Source organism: Blastococcus sp. SYSU DS1024, from assembly GCF_054050795.1.
The window spans coordinates 105120-125305 of sequence record NZ_JBJHAA010000010.1 but is presented as its reverse complement, the minus strand read 5'-3'; the positions used below and the strand labels follow the sequence as shown (position 1 = coordinate 125305).

Sequence of the window (20186 nt, the reverse complement as noted above, 5' to 3'; positions counted from 1 at the left end):
GCTACAGCCGCGCGACGGCCCCGCGCATTCCCGGTGGGCCGTCGCCGCCACCCGTCCGGGCGCTCAGCGGGTGGCTGCGTCCTCCTCGCTGTTCGCCTCCGCACCGCCGGGGTCCTGCCCGCCGTCGTCGCCGGCCGGGGCGACCTGCTCCCGGGACAGGCGGGCGCCGGCCGGGTCGTCGACGATCTGCGCGCGCGTGCCGTCGGGGAGGATCTCGGGGGACTTCCCGTCGAGCTGGTCCCGCGCGTACCGGTAGCAGACCGCGATGAGCGCGGTCACCGGGACGGCGAGGAAGGCGCCGATGATGCCGGCCAGGCTGGCGCCCGCGGTGACGGCCAGGATCACCACGGCGGCGTGCAGGTTGAGCCCGCGCCCCTGGAGGATCGGCTGCAGGACGTTGCCCTCGATCTGCTGCACGAGGATCACGATGCCCAGCACGATCAGCGCCGTGGTGAAGCCCTGGTCGACCAGCGCGATCAGCACCGCGAAACCGCCGGCGACGAAGGCACCGATGATGGGGATGAACGCGCCGAAGAAGGTCAGCACCGCCAGCGGCAGCACCAGCGGGACGTCGAGGATCCACAGGCCCAGGCCGATGAAGAACGCGTCGGCGAACCCGACGATGGCCTGCTGGCGGATGAACTCCGAGAGCGTCGACCACGTCTTGTAGGAGAGCGCGGCCACGTGCGGGGCGGCCGGCTGGCCTGTCTGCGCGGCGAGCCACGGCACCCAGCGGGGACCGTCCTTGAGGAAGAAGAAGGTCAGCACGAGCGCGAGCACCAGGTTGATCAGCAGGCCACCGATCGCGGTGGCGCCGGTCACGGCGTAGCCGGCGATGTTCTGGGCGTTGCCCTGGATCGTGTTGATCGCCTGGTCGACGGCGCTGCCGATCTGCTCCTCGCCGAGGTTGAACGGCGGTCCGGTCAGCCAGTCCTGCAGCTGCTCCAGGCCGACGCTGACGCCTTCGGCGAGCTCCTCGACCTGGCCCACGACAGGAGGGGCGATGAGCGCGATGATCCCGCCGAACGCGGCGAAGAAGGTGAGCAGGACGGTGATCGCGGCCAGCGCCGCCGGCCAGCCGTGGTTGCGCAGGAACCGGGTCGGCGGCCACAGCACGGTGGTGAACAGCAGACCCAGCACGACCGGGAGGAGGACGACCCAGAGCTTGCCCAGGACGTAGCCGAGCACGATCACCCCGCCGACGACCAGCAGCAGCTCGCCCGAGGCGATGGCCACCTTCCGGCTCGCCCGCTGGAGGCGCTCGCCCCGCTCGGTGGTCGGCACCGGCGCGTGCGTGGCCGTCACGATCCCCGCCTCGGGGGTGGGCTGGTCGGGCTCGACGTCCTCGGTCGTCTCGTCCGGTGGCGGGTCGGTGCGACCGGGCAAGCGGTTCCTCATCCTGCGATCTCAACACAGATGCACGCAACCGACCGGGTGGGAAACGATCATCACACCCGCGTCGTAGCGTGCAGGTCATGCCGAAGATCGCGACCGCCGACCGGGTCGACCGGGCGTCCCTGGTGGAGTTCCTCCGCCCCCGGCACCGTGCGGTGCTGCTCACCCGCCGGCGCGAGGGCGGGGTCCAGCTCTCGCCGGTCACCTGCGGGGTCGACGCCGAGGGCCGCGTCGTCGTGTCCACGTACCCCCAGCGGGCCAAGGTCGCCAACGCCCGGCGCGACCCGTCGGTGTCGCTGTGCGTCCTCTCCGACGAGTGGGACGGCCCCTGGGTGCAGCTCGACGGCGAGGCCGAGGTGCTGCAGCTTCCCGAGGCGCTGGAGCCGCTGGTCGACTACTACCGGTCGATCAGCGGGGAGCACCCCGACTGGGCGGAGTACCGCGCGGCCATGGCGCGGCAGGGCAAGGCGCTGCTGCGCATCACCGTGACCGGGTGGGGGCCGATCGCCACCGGGGGTTTCCCGGCCGACGTGGCCGACAAGCTCTGATCCTTGCTTTCGGCGGAGAAAGGTGTGAGGCTTTCGCGGTGCCGTACGTGCTGACCATCGACCAGCGGGCCAGCCGGCGTGGCCCCGACCGGGTCGGCGACGTCCTGGCGCAGCTCAACGCCGACGTCCGCACCGTGCTGGCCTTCGAACGGACGGCGGGGGACGAGTTCCAGGGCGTTCTCGGCGAGCCCGACGCCGCCGTCGACGTCGCCCTGCGCCTCGTCCGGCTGGGCGGCTGGAGCATCGGCATCGGTGCGGGAGCGGTCCAGGAGCCGCTGCCGCCGAGCACCCGGGCCGCGACGGGCCCGGCCTTCCTCTCCGCCCGCCGGGCCGTCGACGCGGCCAAGCAGCGGTCGGTGCGGCTGGCCGTGCGCGGGGCTGTCCCGGCCGACGCCGGCGACGCGCAGGCGGTGCTCGGTGCGCTGGCGGTGCTGGTGGGTCGCCGCAGCGAGCAGGCGTGGGAGGCGATCGAACTGGTCGAGGGCGGACGGACCCAGGCCGAGGCGGCCGCGGCCCTCGGCATCTCGCGGCAGGCGGTGGGCCAGCGCCTGGCTGCCGCCTCGTGGGAGCTGGAGCGCGAGCTGCGCCCGACGGCGGCCCGGCTCCTGACGAGGGCGGCCGGATGACCACCGCGGTCCTGCTGCTGCTCGGACTGGTCGGGCTGGCCGGCCTGGTGCTGGCCTTCCGCGGGGAGCGGACGCCCGGCGCCGCCGGCGCGATCGCCCTGGTGGGAGCGCTGGCGGTCGCCGCCGCCCTGGCCTGGCCGGCCGAAGGCAGCGGTGGCCCGGTGCAGGCCGGAGCCCTGCTCGCCGCACTCGCGGCGATCACCGGTGGGGGGCCGGTGGCGACGGCGGTGCTGCACGCCGCCGATCCGGCCGCCGCCGGGGTGTCCGGAGGGCCGCAGGATCCCGACATCCTCCGCGGCGGGGCCTGGATCGGAGTGCTCGAGCGCGGGGCGATCGCGGGCACCCTGCTGGTCGGCTGGCCCGAGGGACTCGCCGTCGTCCTCGCGGTCAAGGGGCTGGGACGGTTCTCCGAACTGCGCGCGCCGGCGGCCGCCGAGCGGTTCATCGTGGGCACCCTGGCGAGCGGGCTGTGGGCCGCCGGCTGCGTCGGGGTCGCGGTCCTCCTCCGCAGCTGAGCGCACCCCGTCGCCCCTCGGGGGACGGGAACGGAGACCTCGTGCCGATCGTCGGACCGCACGTGACGACTTCGGCCGGCGGGCGCACCCAGCGGCTGCTGGCCGTCCTGGCGGTCACGGTCGCGCTCGGTGGCTGCGCAGGGGAGGTCATCCGAACCGGGGACGTGACCGTCCTCGTGGCGGAACGCGCGGAGGCAGGCATGGATGCGCTCGGCAGCGGCCGGCTCGAGGTCGTCGGCGGCTGCCTCGGGGCGAACGGCTACGTCATCGTGTGGCCGTCCGGCACCGAGGTCGTCGAGGACGAGCCCCTGACCGTCAGCATCCCCGGCCACGGCACCGCCGCGCTCGGCGACCACGTCGAGGTGAGCGGTGGCTTCGTGCTCGAGCACTCGTCCGGAACGGTCGAACCGGGCCCGCACGAGGTCGCCGGGGTCACGGTCCCCGCGGAGTGCGCGGAGCACGACGTCTTCCTCGCCCACTGAGCGGTCCGCTGCCTCGTGCAGCGCACGCCGCGCGGGGGAGCGGCGCGACGGCGAGGATGGCGGCGGGGGCGCCGCCGTCCCCAGCCGGGAGCGGGATCGAGGGACTCCGGATGTGCCACGACCACGACAGCCGCCCGCCCGCGCCGCCGCGCAGCGGGCCGGTGCGTGAATGCGCCACGACCACGCTCGCCGCGGCCGACGGCACCGGCTTCTCGGCCGCCACCGCGCTGCCCGCGGGGACCGCGCACGCGGGCGTGGTCGTGCTCCCCGACATCCGGGGCCTGCACCCGTACTACGTCGCCCTGGCCGAGCGCTTCTCCGAGGCCGGTCTGGCGGCGGTGGCGATCGACTGGTTCGGTCGCACCGCCGGGGTCTGCGCGGACGGCGTCCGGCCGGAGGACTTCGACTGGCAGGCGCACATCCCGCGCACGACGCCGGAGGGGGTCGACGCCGACGTCGCCACCGCGATCGGGCACCTGCGCGAGCGGGCCGGGGCGGAGCTGCCGGTGGTCACGGTCGGCTTCTGCTTCGGCGGCAGCCACTCGTGGCGGCTGGCCGGCGGGGACCTGGACCTGGCGGGCTGCGCCGGCTTCTACGGCCGCCCGTCGCTGGTGGGGGACGCCGCCGACCGGGCACACCTGCCCACGGTGATGCTGGTCGCCGGCGCCGACACGGTGACGCCGGTGGCCGAGCAGCGGGGCCTGGCCGACCGGCTGCGCGCGGCCGGGGCCGAGGTGGACCTCGTCGTCTACGAGCAGGCGCCGCACTCGTTCTTCGACCGATCGCACGACGCGTGGGCCGAAGCCTGCCGCGACGCCTGGGGACACGTGCTGGCGCTCACCGACCGCGTCGCCCGCCCGTGACCGCCCCGGTGTGGGGACGGTTGCCCGGCGCCAGCACCGCACGCGTGCGGGCGGCGACGGCAGCGGACCTCCCGGCTCTGGTGGCGTTGCTCGCCGACGACCCGCTCGGCCGGGAACGCGAGCGGGCCGCGGACCTGACGCCGTACCGGGCGGCGTTCGAGCGGATCGAGCGCAACCCCGCGCACCTGCTCGTGACGGCCGTGGACGGCGACGCCGTCGTCGGCACCCTCCAGCTCTCCCTTCTCCCGGGCCTGTCCCGCGGGGGAGCGCTGCGCGCGCAGATCGAGAGCGTGCGCGTACGGCCGGACCGGCGCGGCACGGGCCTCGGCACGGCCCTGTTCGGGTGGGCGATCGCGGAGTCGGGCCGCCAGGGGTGTGCGCTGGTGCAGCTGACCACCGACCTCGCCCGCCCCGAGGCGCACCGGTTCTGCGAACGGCTGGGCTTCGTCCACTCGCACGCCGGTGACAAGCTGGCGCTCTGACGTGCCCGGCGCAGGATCTCGCGCACGACGGCGGACTTCGCCTCGGCGTAGTGGTTCGCGTCCGCCCAGCGCCGGGTGGCGAGGTCCCGCTTGGTCCTCTCGTAGAGCTGCCTGTCCGTCGCGGAGCGGAGCAGCCGGTCACGGAAGAGCAGGTGGTCGGCGACGGCGGGATCGTCGGTCGCACGCACGTGCAGGTGCACGTCCCGGGCCGGGGTGCGGAGCATCCGGTGCCCCGGCTCGACCACGCGCATCGCGAATCCTGCTGCTCGCAGGCCAGGGGCGTAGGCGTCGTCGTCCGCTACGTCGGGAACGGTCACCAGGACGTCCACCACCGGCTTGGCGGCCAGCCCGGGAACCGCCGTGCTCCCGATGTGCAGGACGTCGACCACCCGGTCACCGAGGGTGGCCAGGACCTGATCGCGCACCTGCCGGAAGCGGGCCGCCCACGCCTGGTGGTTCGCCTGGAGCAGGATCACCGCGGGCTCGGATCCGCCCACCAGGACCGACTCCAGGTGCGCGTCGGCCGCCACGGCGGTGAGCGTAGCGCCGGGGGAGACGGCCCGGGCCGCGTCCGGGACGGCCCGGCGTGCGGAGCCGTCCGCCGCCCGTCTCCTACGCTGGGTCGGGTGAGCGGCCAGCCGATCGATCCCGGAGTCATCGAGCTCGCCGGGCGGGTCTTCGACCTCGCCCGCGGCGGGCACACCGACGAGCTCGTGGCGTACGTGGACGCCGGCGTGCCGGTGAACCTCACCAACGACAAGGGCGACACCCTGCTCATCCTCGCCGCCTACCACGGGCACAGCGGCACGGTCGCCGCCCTGCTGGAGCGCGGCGCCGACCACGGCCGGGCCAACGACCGCGGTCAGACGGCCCTGGCCGCGGCGGTCTTCAAGCAGTCGGCGGAGACCGTGCAGCGGTTGCTCGCGGCCGGGGCCGATCCCGACGCGGGTGGGCCCAGCGCCCGCGAGACCGCGGCGTTCTTCGACCTGCCGGCCATGACCGCGCTGCTGGCCTCCCGCGACTGACCGGCGGGTCGGCGGAGCCGGTGCGCCCGGGCGCGACCGAGGGGAGGCGGGCATGGCAGCACGACGTGACCTGCCGGAGACGGGGCCGCTGCCGCTGATCCGGCCGGACCAGGAGGACACGGCAACGACCGGTGGCGCGCAGCCCGCCGGGCCCGACCCGGCGGCGGTGGCGCCGGTGCCGGTGCCGGAGCCCGGGTTGCCGCGCTGGCTGCTGCTGGTGGGCGGTGGGGCCGCCGCCACCATCGCGATCGCCGGGCTGCAGGCGGTCGCCTGGCTCGTGGCGCCGGTGTTCCTCGCCCTCGTCGTCGTCATCGCCCTGACCCCGGTGCAGGGGTGGCTGCGCCGCATCGGCGTGCCGCGCTGGCTGGCCACCACGGTGCTGCTGCTGCTCGTGTGGGCGGTGCTGCTGGCCTTCGTCGCGTTGCTCGTGGCCGCCGTCGCCCAGTTCGCGGCCCTGCTGCCCGACTACGCCGACCGGGCGCAGCTGTTGATCAACGACGTGGTCGCCGACCTCAACAGCCGGGGGATCGTCTCCGGTCAGCTGTCGGACCTCGTCGAGCAGATCGACTACGGCTCGCTGGTCGGGCTGGCCACCGACCTGCTGAGCCGGCTCACGGATGCGGCGACCACCCTGCTGCTCCTGCTGTCGGCGCTGGTCTTCATGGGCATCGAGAGCAGCGGCTTCGGCCGGCGGCTGGCCCTCATCGGCGCCGAGCGCCCGCACCTGCCGGTGGCGCTGCGGCTGTTCACCCGGGGCACCCGCAGCTACCTGCTGGTGAGCACGGTGTTCGGGGCGATCGTCGCGGTCGGCGACACGATCGCCCTCGCGCTGCTGGACGTGCCGGCCGCCCCGCTGTGGGGCCTGCTCGCCTTCATCACCAACTACGTGCCCAACATCGGGTTCGTCCTGGGCGTCGCGCCGCCCGCCGTGCTCGGGCTGCTCGCCGGGGGCTGGGGTGACTTCGTCGCGATCCTGGTCGTCTACTCGCTGCTGAACTTCGTCGTCCAGACCCTGATCCAGCCCCGTTTCGTGGGCGATTCGGTGGGGCTGTCGATGACGGTGACGTTCGTGGCCCTGCTCTTCTGGGGCTGGGTCCTCGGTGCACTCGGCGCGCTGCTGGCCATCCCGCTGACCCTGCTGGTCAAGGCACTGCTGGTCGACGTCGACCCCCGGGGCCACTGGCTGGACGCGCTGCTGCGCGAGGAGCCGCGCGCCCCGCGCACGATGCGGGCCCGGCGGCGCATGGCCGACCGGCACGCCGCCCTGGCCTCGATGCGCCGGCTGCACCACCACCCGCACCGCCGGTCGTCCCCCGCCGATGCGGACGACGCGGCCCCCACCCCGGCGGGTCGGGGCTGACCGCCCAGGAGCTGGTCGTGCTGGCCGGTCTGCAGGGCAGCGGGAAGAGCACCTGGACCGCCCGTCACCTGGCCGGCAGCCACGTCGTCGTGAGCAAGGACCGGTGGCCGAACGCCCGGCGGCGCGAGGCGCGCCAGCAGCGGGTCGTCGCCGAGCTCCTGGCCGCGGGGCGCAGCGTCGTCGTCGACAACACCAACCCGTCTCCGGCGGAGCGCGCACCGCTGGTCGCCCTCGCCCGCGAGGCGGGCGTGCCCGTGCGCGCGGTGTGGCTGGACACGCCCCTGGAGGCTTGCCTGGCCCGCAACGACGCCCGGACCGGTCGGGCCCGCGTGCCGCTGGTGGGCGTGCACGCCACCCGGGCGCGGTTCGTGCCGCCGTCGGTCGCCGAGGGGTTCGACCGGGTCGACGTCGTCCGGGCCGGTGCGCAGGATGCGGCTCCGGACCTTGTGACCGCGGCCGCAACCGGCGGCCGTAACGTGTCGGGCGCAGCCCGCCGCGGACCGGGGCCCTCCGCCCCGGAACCGCCGGCAACCAAGACGAAGGGAACTCACATGAGCGAGGCAGGCACCACGGGCGCGTCCCGCGTGGCCATCGTGACCGGCGCGGCCCGCGGCATCGGCGCGGCCACCGCCCAGCGGCTGGCGCAGGACGGATTCGCCGTCGCGGTCCTCGACCTGGACGAGGGCTCGGCCAAGGGCACCGTCGAGGCGATCGAGGCCGCCGGCGGCCGGGCGCTGGCCATCGGCGCCGACGTCAGCGACGCCGCGCAGGTGGAGGCCGCCGTCGAGCGGATCGCCACCGAGCTGGGCGCGCCGACCGTCCTGGTCAACAACGCCGGCGTGCTCCGCGACAACATGCTGTTCAAGATGTCGGACTCCGACTGGGACATCGTGATGAACGTGCACCTCAAGGGCGCCTTCCTGATGACCCGGGCCGCGCAGAAGCACATGATCGACCAGAAGTGGGGCCGGATCGTCAACCTGTCCAGCACCTCGGCGCTGGGCAACCGCGGCCAGGCGAACTACTCGACGGCGAAGGCCGGCCTGCAGGGCTTCACCAAGACGCTCGCCATCGAGCTGGGCAAGTTCGGCGTCACCGCGAACGCCATCGCCCCGGGCTTCATCGAGACCGAGATGACCAAGGCGACGGCCGACCGCATGGGCATCCCGTTCGACGACTTCATCAAGGGCGCCGCCTCGCAGATCCCGGTGGCCCGCACGGGCAAGCCGGAGGACATCGCCCACCTGGTGTCCTTCTTCGTCAGCGAGGGCGCGGGCTTCGTGTCCGGCCAGGTCGTGTACGCGGCCGGCGGCCCGAAGGCCTAGAAGGACCCCGCGTCCCCCATCCCTCGCTGCGCTCGGGATGGGGCCCTGACGCGGTGCCGTTCCATCCACCCGCCCGGGCCGGGCAGCCGCACCGGCTGCCCGGCCCGTTCCGCTCCCGGCCCCGTAGGAGGAACCGTGCCCGAGCCCGTCCTGGTGGAGCGCCGCGGCGCGGTCCAGGTCATCACCATCGACCGTCCCTCGGCCCGCAACGCCCTCGACGCCGCGGTCGCCGCCGGGGTGGCGGCCGCCGTCGACGAGCTGGACGCCGACGAGGAGCTGCGGGCCGGTGTGCTCACCGGCGCCGGCGGCACCTTCTCCGCGGGGATGGACCTCAAGGCGTTCCTGCGCGGGGAGAGCCCCTCGATCCCGGGCCGAGGGCTGTGCGGCATCACCCGCACCCCGCCGCGCAAGCCGTTGCTGGCCGCCGTCGAGGGCTGGGCGCTGGCCGGGGGCTTCGAGCTGGTGCTCGCCTGCGACCTCGTCGTCGCGGCGCGGACGGCGCGCTTCGGGGTGCCCGAGGTGAAGCGCTCGCTGGTCGCCGCGGGCGGGGCCGCCCTCCTGCTGCCGCAGCGGGTGCCCCGGGCGGTCGCGCTGGAGCTGCTCCTGACCGGCGAACCCATCGACGCCGAACGCGCAGCCGCGGTCGGCCTGGTGAACCGCGTCGTCGACGAGGGCGGCGCGCTCGACGCCGCGGTGGAGCTGGCGGGCACGATCGCGGCCAACGGCCCGCTGGCGGTGGCGGCCACCAAGCAGGTCGTGCAGCAGGCGCCGGAGTGGGCGCCGGGCGAGGCGTGGAGCCGGCACGACGCGCTCGTCGCGCCGGTCTTCGGCTCCGAGGACGCCCGGGAGGGTTCCGCGGCCTTCGCGGAGCGCCGGCCCCCGGTCTGGCGCGGCCGCTGACCGACCGCGGCCCGGCATAGCCGGCCTCCCGGCCCTGTTGGACCCGGTGTGGCCCGCACTCCTCTCCGCCTGGTCGTCCTCGGCGACTCGCTCGCCTTCGGTACCGGGGCCGCCCGCCCCGCCGACGCCCTGGGCCCGCGGCTCGGCCGCGCGCTGACCGACGACGGGTTCGACGTCGACCTGCACGTCCTGGCCGTGCCCGGTGCCGTCTCGGCCGGGCTGGCCGACCAGGTGCGCCGGGCCCAGCCGCTGTCGGCCGACCTCGCCGTCGTCGTCATCGGCGCCAACGACCTCGCCCGGTTCGTGCCGGCCGAGCAGGCCGCGAGCGCGCTCGCGGCCGCGGTGACCGCGCTCCGCGCGGGCGGCACCGACGTCGTGGTGGTCCCGGCGCCGGACATGTCGATGGTGCCGTTCGTGCCGCCCGCGCTGCGGGCGCTGGTCCGGGGAGCCTGCGCGGTCCTCCAGCAGCGGCAGTCGCGGGTGGCCACCACCGGCGGTGCCACGGTGGCGCCGGTGGCCGCCGAGGTGGCGCGCGCCTTCTCGGCCGATCCGGCGCTGTTCTCCGCCGACCGGTTCCACCCCTCCTCGGCCGGCTACGCGTGCATCGCCGCGGTGCTCGCGCCGCACGTGCTGGCCGCGGCCCGCGCCCGGCGGGACGACGCCGCGGCCTGAGCGCTCACGCGCCGACCGGTGCCCGGACGAGCCGGGCCGCCACCGGCTCCACGAACCGGGTGAGCAGCGGACCGGTCACCGCGAGCAGCAGCACGTAGCCGGTGGCGACCGGCCCGACCGCGGGGATCCCCGCACCGACCGCCAGCCCGGCGATCACGATCGAGAACTCGCCGCGGGCCACCAGCGCGGTGCCTGCCCGCAGCCGGCCGGGGACGGCCACGCCGTCCCGCTTCGCGGCGAACCAGCCGGTGCCGATCTTCGTGACGGTGGTGACCGCCGCCAGCGCGAGGGCGGCGGGCAGCACCGGCAGGATGGCTCCCGGATCGGTGGCCAGGCCGAACGCGACGAAGAAGGTGGCGGCGAACAGGTTGCGGAGTGGGCCGAGGATGGCGCGGGCCCGCTCGGCGAAGGACGTCGGCAGCGCCAGCCCGACCAGGAACGCACCGACCGCCGCCGAGGCCCCCAGCGCCTGCGCGGCGCCGGCGACCAGCAGGGTCAGCCCGATCAGCCGGAGCATCACCTGCTCGTCGTCGTCGTGGGTGAGCCACCGGCCCAGCCGCGGGCCGTGCCGCTGCGCCGCGAGGAGCACCACGAGCACCGCACCGACGGCCAGGCCGATCCCGGCCGCGGCCGACATCGGGCCCTGGCCGGCGAGGGCCACCACGAGCAGCGGCAGGAACAGGGCCATCGCGAGGTCCTCGAGCACCAGCACCGAGAGCACCGCCGGGGTCTCGCGGTTGGCCAGCCGCCCCAGGTCGCCGAGCAGCCGCGCGATGATGCCCGACGACGAGATGTAGGTGACGCCGCCCAGGGCTAGCGCCCCCTCCCAGGGCAGCCCGAGCAGCAGCCCGGCGACGAAGCCGGGCGGGCCGTTGAGCACCAGGTCCACCAGCCCCGACGGCGCGTGCCGGCGGAACGACGCGAACAGCTCGGTGGCGGAGAACTCCAGGCCGAGGGTCAGCAGCAGGAGGACGACGCCGATCTCGGCGGCCGCCTCCAGGAACGGCGCGGCGTTCTCCATCGGCACCAGCCCGCCCTCGCCGAGGGCCAGCGCGGCCAGCAGGATGAACGGGATGGGGGAGAGGCCCAGGCGCCGGGCCAGCAGCCCGAGCGCCGACAGGCCGAGGAACAGCAGCCCCAGCTCGAGCAGCAGGGCGGCGACGTGGTCCACCGCGGGCTACTCCTGGCCCGCGATCCGCCGGTCCAGCTGCTCCAGTCCGGCCGCCGAGCCGATCACGACGAGCACGTCCCCGGCGTACAGCGGGTCCCCGGGGGCCGGGGACGGGACGACGTCGGCGCCGCGGACGATGGCGACCACCGAGCAGCCGGTCAGCGTGCGGGCCCGGGTGTCACCCAGCGTCCGGCCGGCGAAAGGCGACCCGTCCCGGACGGTGATCCGGGCGGACTCCAGCCCCGGCACCTCGCGCGAGAGGTCGGCGAACCGCTGGGTCAGCCGGGGGGCGCCCAGCACCTCGGCGACGGCGTCGACCTCTTCCGCGTCGAGCCGGAAGGTCTCCCGCGCCTGGTCGGGGTCGCGCCGGTCGAACACGGCGATCTCGGCGCCGCCCTCGCGCTGGACGACGATGCCGAGCAGCTGACCCGACCGGGTCCGCAGCTGGTACCGGACGCCGACACCGGGCAGCAGGGTCTCCTCGAGCTCCACATCCGGCATCGTCGCAGACCGTGCCGCCCCAGCCGGGAGAGGTACGGCTGGTCGCGCCGTCAGCCGTCGTGGTGGAGGAGCTCCTCGGGGGCGAAGAGCCCGCCGCCGAGGGAGGGGTCGACCGGTTCGACGAGGGCGTGCCCGTCGATCCAGCCGCGCACCACCCCCTCGGTGCGCCGGCCGTCGTCCTCGGTGACCGTCACCCGGTCACCGTCGCGCACGTAGGGCGGCCGGGGGATGCGCAGCTCGACGTAGAACTCCGGATCGGTCAGACCGAGGTGGTCGGCCACCCGCTGGTGCACGACGGGGTACATGCCGGTGGCTCGTTCGACCGTGCCCAGCGAGCTGCGGGAGGCGCCCTCCCGCAGCCACAGGCGCATGCTCCGCTCGGGCAGGTGCTCCACGTCGACCGTGTACGTGGGCCACCCGTCGGCGCCGCTCACGGTGCCGTCCCGCTCGTCGTCAGCGGTCCAGCCGGTCGGCCAGCAGCTCGGCGAGGTGCCGGCCGCGCCGCCCGGCCAGCTGGTCGAGCTGCGTGCGGCAGGAGAACCCGTCGGCCAGCACGACGGCGTCCTCGGGCAGGGCGCGGACGGCGGGCAGCAGCTGCTGCTCGGCGACCGCCACCGAGACGTCGTGGTGGCCGCGCTCGACGCCCCAGTTGCCCGCCAGCCCGCAGCAGCCGCCGAGCCGGTTCACCCGGGCGCCCGCGTCCTGCAGGAGCCGGGCGTCGGCGGACCAGCCGAGCACCGACGCGTGGTGGCAGTGCGGCTGGGCGACGATCTCCAGCCCGTCCAGGGACGGCGGCGTCCAGCCCGGGGTGCTCGTCAGGAGCTCGGCGAGCGTGCGGGTGGCGGCGGCGACCTGCTCGGCCTCCGCGCCGCCGACGAGCTCCAGCGCCTCGCTGCGCAGCACCGCGGTGCAGGAGGGCTCGATGCCGACGACCGGCACCCCGGCCGCCGCGAGCGGGGCGAGGGTGCGCACGGTGTCACCGAGGATGCGCTTCGCGGCGTCGAGCTGGCCGGTGGTGATCCAGGTGAGACCGCAGCAGGTGTCGGCCCCCGGGACCTCGACCCGGTAGCCGGCGGCCGTGAGCACCCGCGCCGTGGCGACGGCGACCTCCGGGGCGAAGTGGTCGGTGAACGAGTCGACCCACAGGGCGACGCGCGGCCCGTCGCCGGTCTCCGGCCGGTCGGCCCACAGCTGCCGGAAGGTGCGCGGGGCGAACGCCGGCACCGAGCGGCGCTGGTCGATGCCCGCCCCCCACTTGGCCACGGAACCCACGAGCGCCGAGCCGAGCATCGCGTTGACCAGGCGGGGGGCCCGGGCCACCAGGTCCGACCAGAACGGCAGCCGGCCCAGCGTGTAGTGGGCGCGCGGGCGCAACCGCCGCCGGTAGGACTGGTGCAGCACCTCGGCCTTGTACGAGGCCATGTCCACGCCGGTCGGGCAGTCCGACGAGCAGCCCTTGCAGGACAGGCACAGGTCCAGCGCCTCGTGCACCTCCGGCGACCGCCAGTCCTTCACCGGGCCGCCGGGCGCGAGCATCTCCTGCAGCACGCGGGCCCGGCCGCGGGTGGTGTCCTTCTCCTCCCGCGTCGCCGGCCAGGAGGGGCACATGACGCCGCCGGAGGACTGCAGGTCGGCCCGGCACTTGCCCACACCGGTGCAGCGGTGCACCGCGGCGGTGAAGTCGCCGCCGTCGTGCCGATAGGCCAGCGCGAGACTCTTCCGTAGCGGCGGGGCGGCGGCGATCCGGATGTCCTCGTCGAGCGGTGCCGGGCGCACCAGCACACCGGGGTTGAGCACGTCGTCCGGGTCGAACACGGCCTTGACCCGCTCGAACAGGGAGAGGGCGGCGGGAGAGTACATCAGGGGCAGCAGCGCGCTGCGCGCCCGGCCGTCACCGTGCTCCCCGGACAGCGACCCGCCGTAGCCGGCGACGAGCCGGGCGGCGTCCTCGACGAAGGACCGGTACGCGCCGCGCCCGCCGTCGTCCCCCACCCCGAACGGGAAGTCGATGCGCACGTGCAGGCAGCCGTCGCCGAAGTGCCCGTAGGGCACGCCCTGCAGACCGTGGCCGTCGAGCAGCGCCTCGAAGCCGCGCAGGTAGTCGCCGAGCCGCTCCACCGGGACGGCGGCGTCCTCCCAGCCCGCGTGCGCCGGCCGCCCGTCGGACGTGCGGTTGGCCAGCCCCGCGCCGTCCTCGCGGATCCGCCAGATCGCCGCGGCGTGCGCCGGGTCGGTGACCACCATCGAGTCGACGGCGCCGGCGTCGGCGAGCACGCCGCGCGCCTTGCCCTCGACCTCGGCGACGCTGTCCCCGGTCAGCTCGACGATCAGCCAGCCGGCGCCGCGCGGCAGGTCGGGGACCACGGCGGCGGGCACGTCCCGCAGCCGCTGCACGATCCGCTCGTCGAGACCCTCGACCGCCGTGGGTTCGTGGGGGAGCAGCCCCGGGGTGGCGTCGGCGGCGTCGGCCATCGAGGGGTAGCCGAGCACCACCAGCCCGCGGACGGGGGCGTCGGCGACCAGCCGGACGGTGGCGCCGAGGACCACGGCCAGCGTGCCCTCGCTGCCGACGAGGGCCCGGGCGACGTCGAACCCGCGCTCGGGCAGCAGGTGCTCCAGCGAGTAGCCCGACACCTGCCGGCCGAACCGGCCCAGCTCGGTGCGGATCGTGGCGAGGTCACCGGCGACCAGGCGGTGCAGGTCGGCGAGCACGCCCTCGCCCGGGGTGGTGCCCGGCCCGAGCCGCAGCCGCTCGCCGGTGCCCGTGACGACGTCCAGGCCGACGACGTTGTCCGACGTCCGGCCGTACCCCAGGGCGCGCGAGCCGCAGGCGTTGTTGCCGATCATCCCGCCGACCGTGCACCGGTTGTGCGTGCTGGGGTCCGGTCCGAAGCGCAGGCCGTACGGGCGGGCGGCGGTCTGCAGGGCGGCCTGCACGACGCCGGGGTCCACCGTCGCGGTGCCCGCCTCCCGGTCGACCTCGTGCACCCGGGACAGGTACCGGCTGGTGTCCAGCACCACACCGGTGCCCACGGCGTTGCCCGCGATCGAGGTGCCGGCGCCGCGCGCGGTCAGCGGCACCCCGAGCGAGCGGCACACGTCGAGCGCCGCCACGATCTCGTCCGGGTGCCGCGGCCGCACCACGGCCCGGGGGAGGACGCGGTACAGCGACGCGTCGGAGGAGTAGAGGGCGCGGGCCAGCCCGGAGTCGTCGACGTCACCGATGCCGGCGCGCCGCAGCTCGGCCACCACCGCCCGGCCGTCGTCGGTGCGCGTCGTCGTGTCCGCGGCCGGTGCGCTCATGGTGCCGAGTCTGGTACCCGCCCGCGGGGCGGGTGCGTCCGGGTGGTCGGTACCCGGGGACGCCCGTGGCCGGGCACCCGGGGGTGCCCGGCCACGGCCGGTGCTCCTGCGGAGGGGTCAGGACGTCGGCGGCTCGTCCGCGCCCGACTCCTCGGCCTCGTCGGCCTCCTCCTTGGTCCTGTGCACCGCGCCGTCGGCGTGCTCGGGCGGGCCGTAGACCGTGTAGAGCACCAGCGGGTTCTCGCCGGTGTTCAGGAAGTTGTGCTTCGTGCCTGCGGGGACGACGACCAGGTCGCCCTGCGCGACGTTCTTCTCGTTGCCCGAGATGACGGCCTTGCCGATGCCGCTGACGAAGGTGAGGATCTGGTCGATGTCCTCGTGCGTCTCCTCGCCGATCTCCCCACCCGGCGGGATGGTCATGATGACCAGCTGGGTGTTCTTGCCGGTCCACAGGACCCGGCGGAAGTCGGGGCTCTTCTCGGCCTCGGTCGCGATCGTGTAGTGGATGACGGACGCCATGGGCGGCGCTCCTCTCGTCTCGGGGACGGACGGCTGCGGTCGGCCGCCCGCAGGGGCTGCCGACCGACGACGTGCTGCTCCTGCCCGGTACGGCCCGCGAGTAGTCGTCCCGTCCCGGCGGTGTGGATCACGGCCCCGGGGCCGGCTCCATGCCGTCGGCGGTCATCAGGGGCACGGCCCGCGCGCGGCGCAGGCGCACCAGGCCCACCCCCACCAATAGCAGGGCGGTGAGCAGGGCCGTGGAGACGAGGGAGAGCAGCGTCAGCCGCCCGGTCGCGGCGAGGACCGACACCACGCCGGTCTCGAGGGCGGCGGCCGACCACACCGCGACGCTGGCGAGCCGGTCGGCGGCGGCGATCCCGGAGAACAGCAGGAGCTGCGCCAGCGCCAGCAGCGTGCCGAGCGCCGCGAACGCCCAGGTCGCGCTGCCGAGCTCGTCGCCGTAGGCCGCACCGCCGATCAGCGGCAGCGCCGCCCCGCCCAGCGCGGCGGTGCCGGCCGTGAGCAGGGCGCCGACGGCCGCCACGGCCGCGAGCGCCGAGGGCAGCACCTGGTGCCGGCCGGCGGCGTCGGCCAGCCGGGGCAGCAGGACGACCCCGACCCCCTGGGGCAGCCAGAAGGCGACCTTGGCGACGATGGAGGCGACGGCGTACTCACCGGTCGCCGCGCCCGGGAGGTGGTGGCGGGCCAGCAGCACGTCGAGGTTGAGCAGCACGACGAGGCCCAGCAAGGCCCCGGCGGCCCGCAGCGAGGCCCCGACCGGCCGGCCCAGACCACGCACGAGCCCCGGCCGGCCCGCAGCCACCCAGCCGACGACCGCCGCGAGCGCGGCTCCGGCGGCCATGCCGGCGAGGGCGGCCGCCGGGGTGCCACCGGCCACCAGCCCGGCCAGTCCGCCGACCAGCTTGCCGGCGCCGAAGACGACCGTGACCACGGCCAGCCGGCGGAACCGTCCCGCGCCCTGGAGCAGCCCCTGGTACCCCTGGACCACCGTCTGCGGGAAGAGCAGGAGGGCCAGCCAGACCGCGGCGGCCGCGGTCGGCAGGTGCAGGAGCGCGACCAGCGCCGGCACGAGCGCCAGCGCGAGGAGGCAGACGCCCAGACCCGTGGCCAGCGCGGTCGCGTGCAGCCGGCCGGTCGCGCACCGGTCGCCCGACCGCCCGCCCAGGAGCAGTGCCGCGGTCGTCTGGACGCCGCTGCCCGGGACCGCCCCGACGAGCACCACGCCCAGCAGCGCGGCGAGCTCCCCGTAGGCGGCGGGCGCCAGCAGCCGGGCGGCGAGCACGGTGAACACGTACGCGAGGGCGTTGGCCCCGAGGAACGCCGCGGACACCAGCGCCGCCGAGCCGAGCGCGCGGGGCGACCGCGAAGCCGGGACTGCGTCCGGCCGGCGGTTGCTCGGTTCCAGTGCGCTCACCCCCTTACTCTGCGCTCGTCCGCCGGGAGCCCGGCGTGCGGATGCCGGGACGGAGGTGCGAGCGCACGTGGACCAGCGATGGACCCGGCCCGACGCGTCGCCGTGGCCTGCGCGGGTGCTCGCGCTGGCCGTGGCCCTGCTCGTGACCGCTCCGGCGCTCGCCCCCGGCTACGTCCTCCTCCGCGACATGGTGTTCGTCCCGAGGCAGGACCTCGACCTGGACGCCCTGGGCCTCGGCGGGTCCCTGCCGCGCGCCGTGCCCGTCGACGCCGTCATGGGTCTGCTGACCGCCGTCGTGCCCGGGGACGTGGTGCAGAAGGCGGTCCTGCTCGGCGCCGTCTACGCCGCCGTCCTGGGTGCCGCGCGACTGGTACCGCCGGGTGCGGACGGCCGGCGCGGAGCCGCGGGCGCCGTCGCCGGGGTCGTGTACGGGTGGAGCCCCTACCTCGCCGAACGCCTCCTCATGGGGCACTGGACCCTCCTGCTGGCCTACGCCGCGCTGCCCTGGATCGCGCGGCAGTCGCTGCGGCTGCGCGGCGGCGTCCCGGGGGCGCTGCCCTGCCTGCTGCTGGTGTGCGCGCCCGCCGCGCTGACCCCGACGGGCTCGCTGCTCGCCGCCGGCCTGGTGCTCGTGCTGGTCGGCCGGGAGCGGCTGCTCCTGGCCGGGGGAGGGGTGCTCGTGCTCTCGCTGCCGTGGATCGTCGCCGGCGCGCTGCACCCCGCGGGCGGCGCCTCCGACCCCGCGGGCGTGGGCGCCTTCGCCGCGCGCCCGGAGGGCTGGGGCGGAACGCTGCTGTCGGTGCTCGGGACCGGTGGCATCTGGAACTCCGGCGCGGTGCCCGGCAGCCGCGCCTCGGTGCTCGTCCCGCTGCTCACCCTGGTGCTGGTGGCGGTGGCCGCGGTCGGCTGGACCGCCCCAGGGGTGCTGACCCGGCCCGCGCGCCGGCTGCTGCTGCTCGCCGCCGGTGGTGTGGTGCTGGCCTGCGCCGGCGCGGTCCCGGGCCTCGCCGACGTGCTCGAGTGGCTGGTGCAGGCCGTGCCGGGTGCCGGGTTGCTGCGGGACGGGCAGAAGTGGGCGGCGTGGTGGGCGCTGGCCCTCGCCGTCGGCGCCGGCCTCGGCGCCCGCCGCCTCGGCGCGGCGGTCGCGGCGCGGAGCCCCTCGCCGGGTCTGGGCGGGATCGCCGTCGCGGCCGTGCTGGTGCTGCCGCTGGTCGCCCTGCCGGACCTGGCCTGGGGCGTCGGGGGCCGGCTGCAGCCGGTGAGCTACCCGGCCGACTGGGAACGGGTCCGCCAGCGGTTGTCGGCCGAGGACGCCACCGGTGACGTCCTCGTGCTCCCTTTCGGCACCTACCGCTCGTTCGGGTGGAACGCGGACCGGCCGCTGCTGGACCCGGCGCCCCGCTGGCTGCCACGTCCGACCGTCACCGACGACGAGCTGGTCGTCGGGGGCCGGCCGGTGGCCGGGGAGGACCAGCGGGCGCGCGCGGCGGCCGCGGCCGCCGACGACCCGCGGGCGCTCGCCGACCTCGGCATCGGCTGGGTGCTGGTGGAACGCGGCACGCCCGGCCGGGTCGTGCCCGACGCCGTGGACCGGCTGCCGCTCGCGGTGGACGGCGCCGACCTGCGGTTGCACCGGGTGCCCGGCGCCCGCCCGGCGCCCGCGCCGTCGCCCGTCCGGGTGACCGCCGTGGGAGCAGCTCACGCGCTCGCGCTGGGTGTCTGCGTCGGTGCGGTGTTGTGGATCATGGCGCGGGCCTCTAGCGTCTCGCCCCGTCGTCGTCCTCCACGAAAGCGAGTCGCCCGATGAAGACCCTGATCGCCGTCGTGCTGACCCTGGGCGGCGGGGCCGGTCTCGGTGTGGCCACCATCCTCGGTGTCCAGGCCGCCTTCGACCCCGACAACGCCATCGAGCAGGGCAGCCAGGGGCCGATCAACGTCCTGGACTACGGCGAGCGCTGAGCCGCGGACGGCGGTGGACAGCACCTCGGCGAAGCCCCTGACGCTCGACGCCCAGCTGTACGCCGCCGCGTGGCGTGCCGCGGCCTCGCCCATCTCCCGTCGCGTACGCCCGTCGGCCAGCAGCCGGTCGACGGCGGCGGTGAGCTCGTCGAGGTCCTTGACCAGCACGCCCGTACGCCCGTCCTGGACGGACTCGCGCAGGCCGCCGGCCGACCGGTAGCCCACCGTGGGCACCCGGTGGCCTCCGGCCTCGGTCACGACCAGGCCCCACCCCTCCTTGACGGAGGGGCACAGGTGGACCCAGGCGCGGGCCAGCTGCTCGTGCTTGGTCTGCTCGTCCACGAAGCCGTGGAACTCGACCAGGTCGGTCACCCCCAGCCGCCCGGCCAGCGCGCGCAGCTCCGCCTCCCACCAGCCCTCTCCGATGACGGCCAGCGTCAGGCCCGGCCACCGGTCGCGCAGCCGGGCGACCACCTCGATCGCGTGCTCGACCTGCTTGTGCGGCACGAGCCGGCCCAGCACCGCCAGCCGCGGCTCCGGTGAGCGCAGCGCGGCGACGGCCGGCGGCGGCTCGACCCCGTTGTGGACGACGGTGACACGCGCCGGGTCCACGCCCAGCCCGGCCAGCTCCTCGGCGGTGGACGTGCTCACCGTGACGTAGCGGCAGCGGCGGTAGAGCCGGGGGCCGAGGACCGACTCCACCCACCAGCCGATCGCGCCCCCGACCCGGCCGAACACGATCCGCCACTGCTCGCGGTGGACGTGGTGGACCAGGGCGACCACGGGCCGGCGCGTCACGAGAGTGCTCCCGAAGGGCAGCCCGTTCTGCACGTCGACGACCAGCCGCGGCCGGTGCCGGAGCACGTGCAGCAGGGCTCGCGGGTAGACGCCGAGCCGCCCCCCGCGGCGGACCACGCGCACGCCGCGGACCCACTGCTCGTCCGGTGCCCGGTCGTGGGCCGCGCAGAACAGCGAGACGCGCAGGCCGCCGGCGGCGAGCCCCTCGGCCACGCGCTGGACGTAGCGTTCCGAGCCGCCGCCCTCGGGGTGGGTGGTGTCCCGCCAATTGACGAACAGCACGTCGTCCGGGGGTGATCGTCTCAGCACCCGCGGGAGACTACCG

The 20186-nt window shown here is 75.9% G+C and carries 20 protein-coding genes and 1 pseudogene; 12 read left to right on the top strand and 9 right to left on the bottom strand.

Annotation, left to right across the window (positions count from 1 at the left end; genetic code table 11):
- Nucleotides 1-63: 63 nt before the first annotated feature.
- Entirely contained in the window at nucleotides 64-1398 is a 1335-nt protein-coding gene (locus ACI79S_RS11500; protein WP_456593563.1) for an AI-2E family transporter, read from the bottom strand.
- Between the two features lie 77 nt (nucleotides 1399-1475).
- On the opposite strand from ACI79S_RS11500, the gene ACI79S_RS11495 reads away from it, so the two are divergent.
- From ACI79S_RS11495 to ACI79S_RS11470, 6 genes are all read left to right on the top strand, one after another.
- Nucleotides 1476-1943, top strand: a complete 468-nt coding sequence (locus ACI79S_RS11495; protein WP_456593562.1) for a PPOX class F420-dependent oxidoreductase — start codon at nucleotides 1476-1478, stop codon at nucleotides 1941-1943.
- Nucleotides 1944-1981: 38 nt separating this feature from the next.
- Nucleotides 1982-2569: a hypothetical protein gene (locus ACI79S_RS11490; protein ID WP_456593561.1), complete on the top strand. Its 588-nt coding sequence runs from the start codon at nucleotides 1982-1984 to the stop codon at nucleotides 2567-2569.
- Nucleotides 2566-3084 carry a hypothetical protein gene (locus ACI79S_RS11485; RefSeq protein WP_456593560.1) on the top strand — a complete coding sequence of 173 codons (519 nt, stop codon included), beginning with the start codon at nucleotides 2566-2568 and terminating at the stop codon, nucleotides 3082-3084. The genes ACI79S_RS11490 and ACI79S_RS11485 overlap by 4 nt, the downstream gene beginning before the upstream one ends.
- A 41-nt stretch (nucleotides 3085-3125) precedes the next feature.
- On the top strand, nucleotides 3126-3566 hold the full coding sequence (locus ACI79S_RS11480; protein ID WP_456593559.1) for a hypothetical protein: 441 nt from the start codon (nucleotides 3126-3128) through the stop codon (nucleotides 3564-3566).
- Between the two features lie 110 nt (nucleotides 3567-3676).
- The gene (locus ACI79S_RS11475) at nucleotides 3677-4429 is read left to right on the top strand and encodes a dienelactone hydrolase family protein (protein ID WP_456593558.1); all 753 of its coding nucleotides are present in this window, start codon (nucleotides 3677-3679) and stop codon (nucleotides 4427-4429) included.
- A complete protein-coding gene (locus ACI79S_RS11470) occupies nucleotides 4426-4911 on the top strand; it encodes a GNAT family N-acetyltransferase (RefSeq protein WP_456593557.1) in 486 nt (161 codons plus the stop codon). Before ACI79S_RS11475 ends, ACI79S_RS11470 begins: the two co-directional genes overlap by 4 nt.
- Nucleotides 4912-4928: 17 nt before the next feature.
- Here the strand turns inward: ACI79S_RS11470 and ACI79S_RS11465 are convergent.
- Nucleotides 4929-5387 (bottom strand): annotated as a pseudogene (locus tag ACI79S_RS11465) (GrpB family protein); the annotation flags it as partial.
- A gap of 150 nt (nucleotides 5388-5537) precedes the next feature.
- Here ACI79S_RS11465 and ACI79S_RS11460 point away from each other — a divergent pair.
- The 5 genes from ACI79S_RS11460 to ACI79S_RS11440 all read left to right on the top strand — a co-directional run bounded on the left by ACI79S_RS11460 (nucleotide 5538) and on the right by ACI79S_RS11440 (nucleotide 10193).
- Entirely contained in the window at nucleotides 5538-5936 is a 399-nt protein-coding gene (locus ACI79S_RS11460; protein WP_456593556.1) for an ankyrin repeat domain-containing protein, read from the top strand.
- A 52-nt stretch (nucleotides 5937-5988) separates the two neighbouring features.
- Nucleotides 5989-7296: an AI-2E family transporter gene (locus tag ACI79S_RS11455; protein WP_456593555.1), complete on the top strand. Its 1308-nt coding sequence runs from the start codon at nucleotides 5989-5991 to the stop codon at nucleotides 7294-7296.
- A 17-nt stretch (nucleotides 7297-7313) separates the two neighbouring features.
- Nucleotides 7314-8621, top strand: coding sequence for a 3-oxoacyl-ACP reductase FabG (gene fabG, locus ACI79S_RS11450; RefSeq protein WP_456593554.1), 1308 nt, complete (start codon nucleotides 7314-7316; stop codon nucleotides 8619-8621).
- Between the two features lie 135 nt (nucleotides 8622-8756).
- Nucleotides 8757-9521, top strand: a complete 765-nt coding sequence (locus ACI79S_RS11445; RefSeq protein ID WP_456593553.1) for a crotonase/enoyl-CoA hydratase family protein — start codon at nucleotides 8757-8759, stop codon at nucleotides 9519-9521.
- A gap of 48 nt (nucleotides 9522-9569) precedes the next feature.
- The gene (locus ACI79S_RS11440; protein WP_456593552.1) at nucleotides 9570-10193 is read left to right on the top strand and encodes a GDSL-type esterase/lipase family protein; all 624 of its coding nucleotides are present in this window, start codon (nucleotides 9570-9572) and stop codon (nucleotides 10191-10193) included.
- 4 nt (nucleotides 10194-10197) lie between these two features.
- On the opposite strand, the gene ACI79S_RS11435 is transcribed toward ACI79S_RS11440, so the two are convergent.
- The 6 genes from ACI79S_RS11435 to ACI79S_RS11410 form a co-directional block, all read right to left on the bottom strand.
- On the bottom strand, nucleotides 10198-11364 hold the full coding sequence (locus ACI79S_RS11435; protein ID WP_456593551.1) for a cation:proton antiporter: 1167 nt from the start codon (nucleotides 11362-11364) through the stop codon (nucleotides 10198-10200).
- A gap of 6 nt (nucleotides 11365-11370) precedes the next feature.
- The gene (locus tag ACI79S_RS11430; protein WP_456593550.1) at nucleotides 11371-11865 is read right to left on the bottom strand and encodes a cation:proton antiporter regulatory subunit; all 495 of its coding nucleotides are present in this window, start codon (nucleotides 11863-11865) and stop codon (nucleotides 11371-11373) included.
- Between the two features lie 50 nt (nucleotides 11866-11915).
- Nucleotides 11916-12299, bottom strand: a complete 384-nt coding sequence (locus tag ACI79S_RS11425; protein ID WP_456593549.1) for a hypothetical protein — start codon at nucleotides 12297-12299, stop codon at nucleotides 11916-11918.
- 19 nt (nucleotides 12300-12318) lie between these two features.
- On the bottom strand, nucleotides 12319-15168 hold the full coding sequence (locus ACI79S_RS11420) for an FAD-binding and (Fe-S)-binding domain-containing protein (protein WP_456593548.1): 2850 nt from the start codon (nucleotides 15166-15168) through the stop codon (nucleotides 12319-12321).
- A gap of 117 nt (nucleotides 15169-15285) precedes the next feature.
- Nucleotides 15286-15687 carry a cupin domain-containing protein gene (locus tag ACI79S_RS11415; protein ID WP_456593547.1) on the bottom strand — a complete coding sequence of 134 codons (402 nt, stop codon included), beginning with the start codon at nucleotides 15685-15687 and terminating at the stop codon, nucleotides 15286-15288.
- Between the two features lie 127 nt (nucleotides 15688-15814).
- A complete protein-coding gene (locus tag ACI79S_RS11410; protein WP_456593546.1) occupies nucleotides 15815-17104 on the bottom strand; it encodes a hypothetical protein in 1290 nt (429 codons plus the stop codon).
- A gap of 67 nt (nucleotides 17105-17171) precedes the next feature.
- Here ACI79S_RS11410 and ACI79S_RS11405 point away from each other — a divergent pair, with 67 nt between their 5' ends.
- Nucleotides 17172-18911 carry a hypothetical protein gene (locus tag ACI79S_RS11405; RefSeq protein ID WP_456593545.1) on the top strand — a complete coding sequence of 580 codons (1740 nt, stop codon included), beginning with the start codon at nucleotides 17172-17174 and terminating at the stop codon, nucleotides 18909-18911.
- Here the strand turns inward: ACI79S_RS11405 and ACI79S_RS11400 are convergent.
- A complete protein-coding gene (locus ACI79S_RS11400; protein ID WP_456593544.1) occupies nucleotides 18803-20170 on the bottom strand; it encodes a glycosyltransferase family 4 protein in 1368 nt (455 codons plus the stop codon). The genes ACI79S_RS11405 and ACI79S_RS11400 overlap by 109 nt on opposite strands.
- Between the last annotated feature and the right edge of the window lie 16 nt (nucleotides 20171-20186).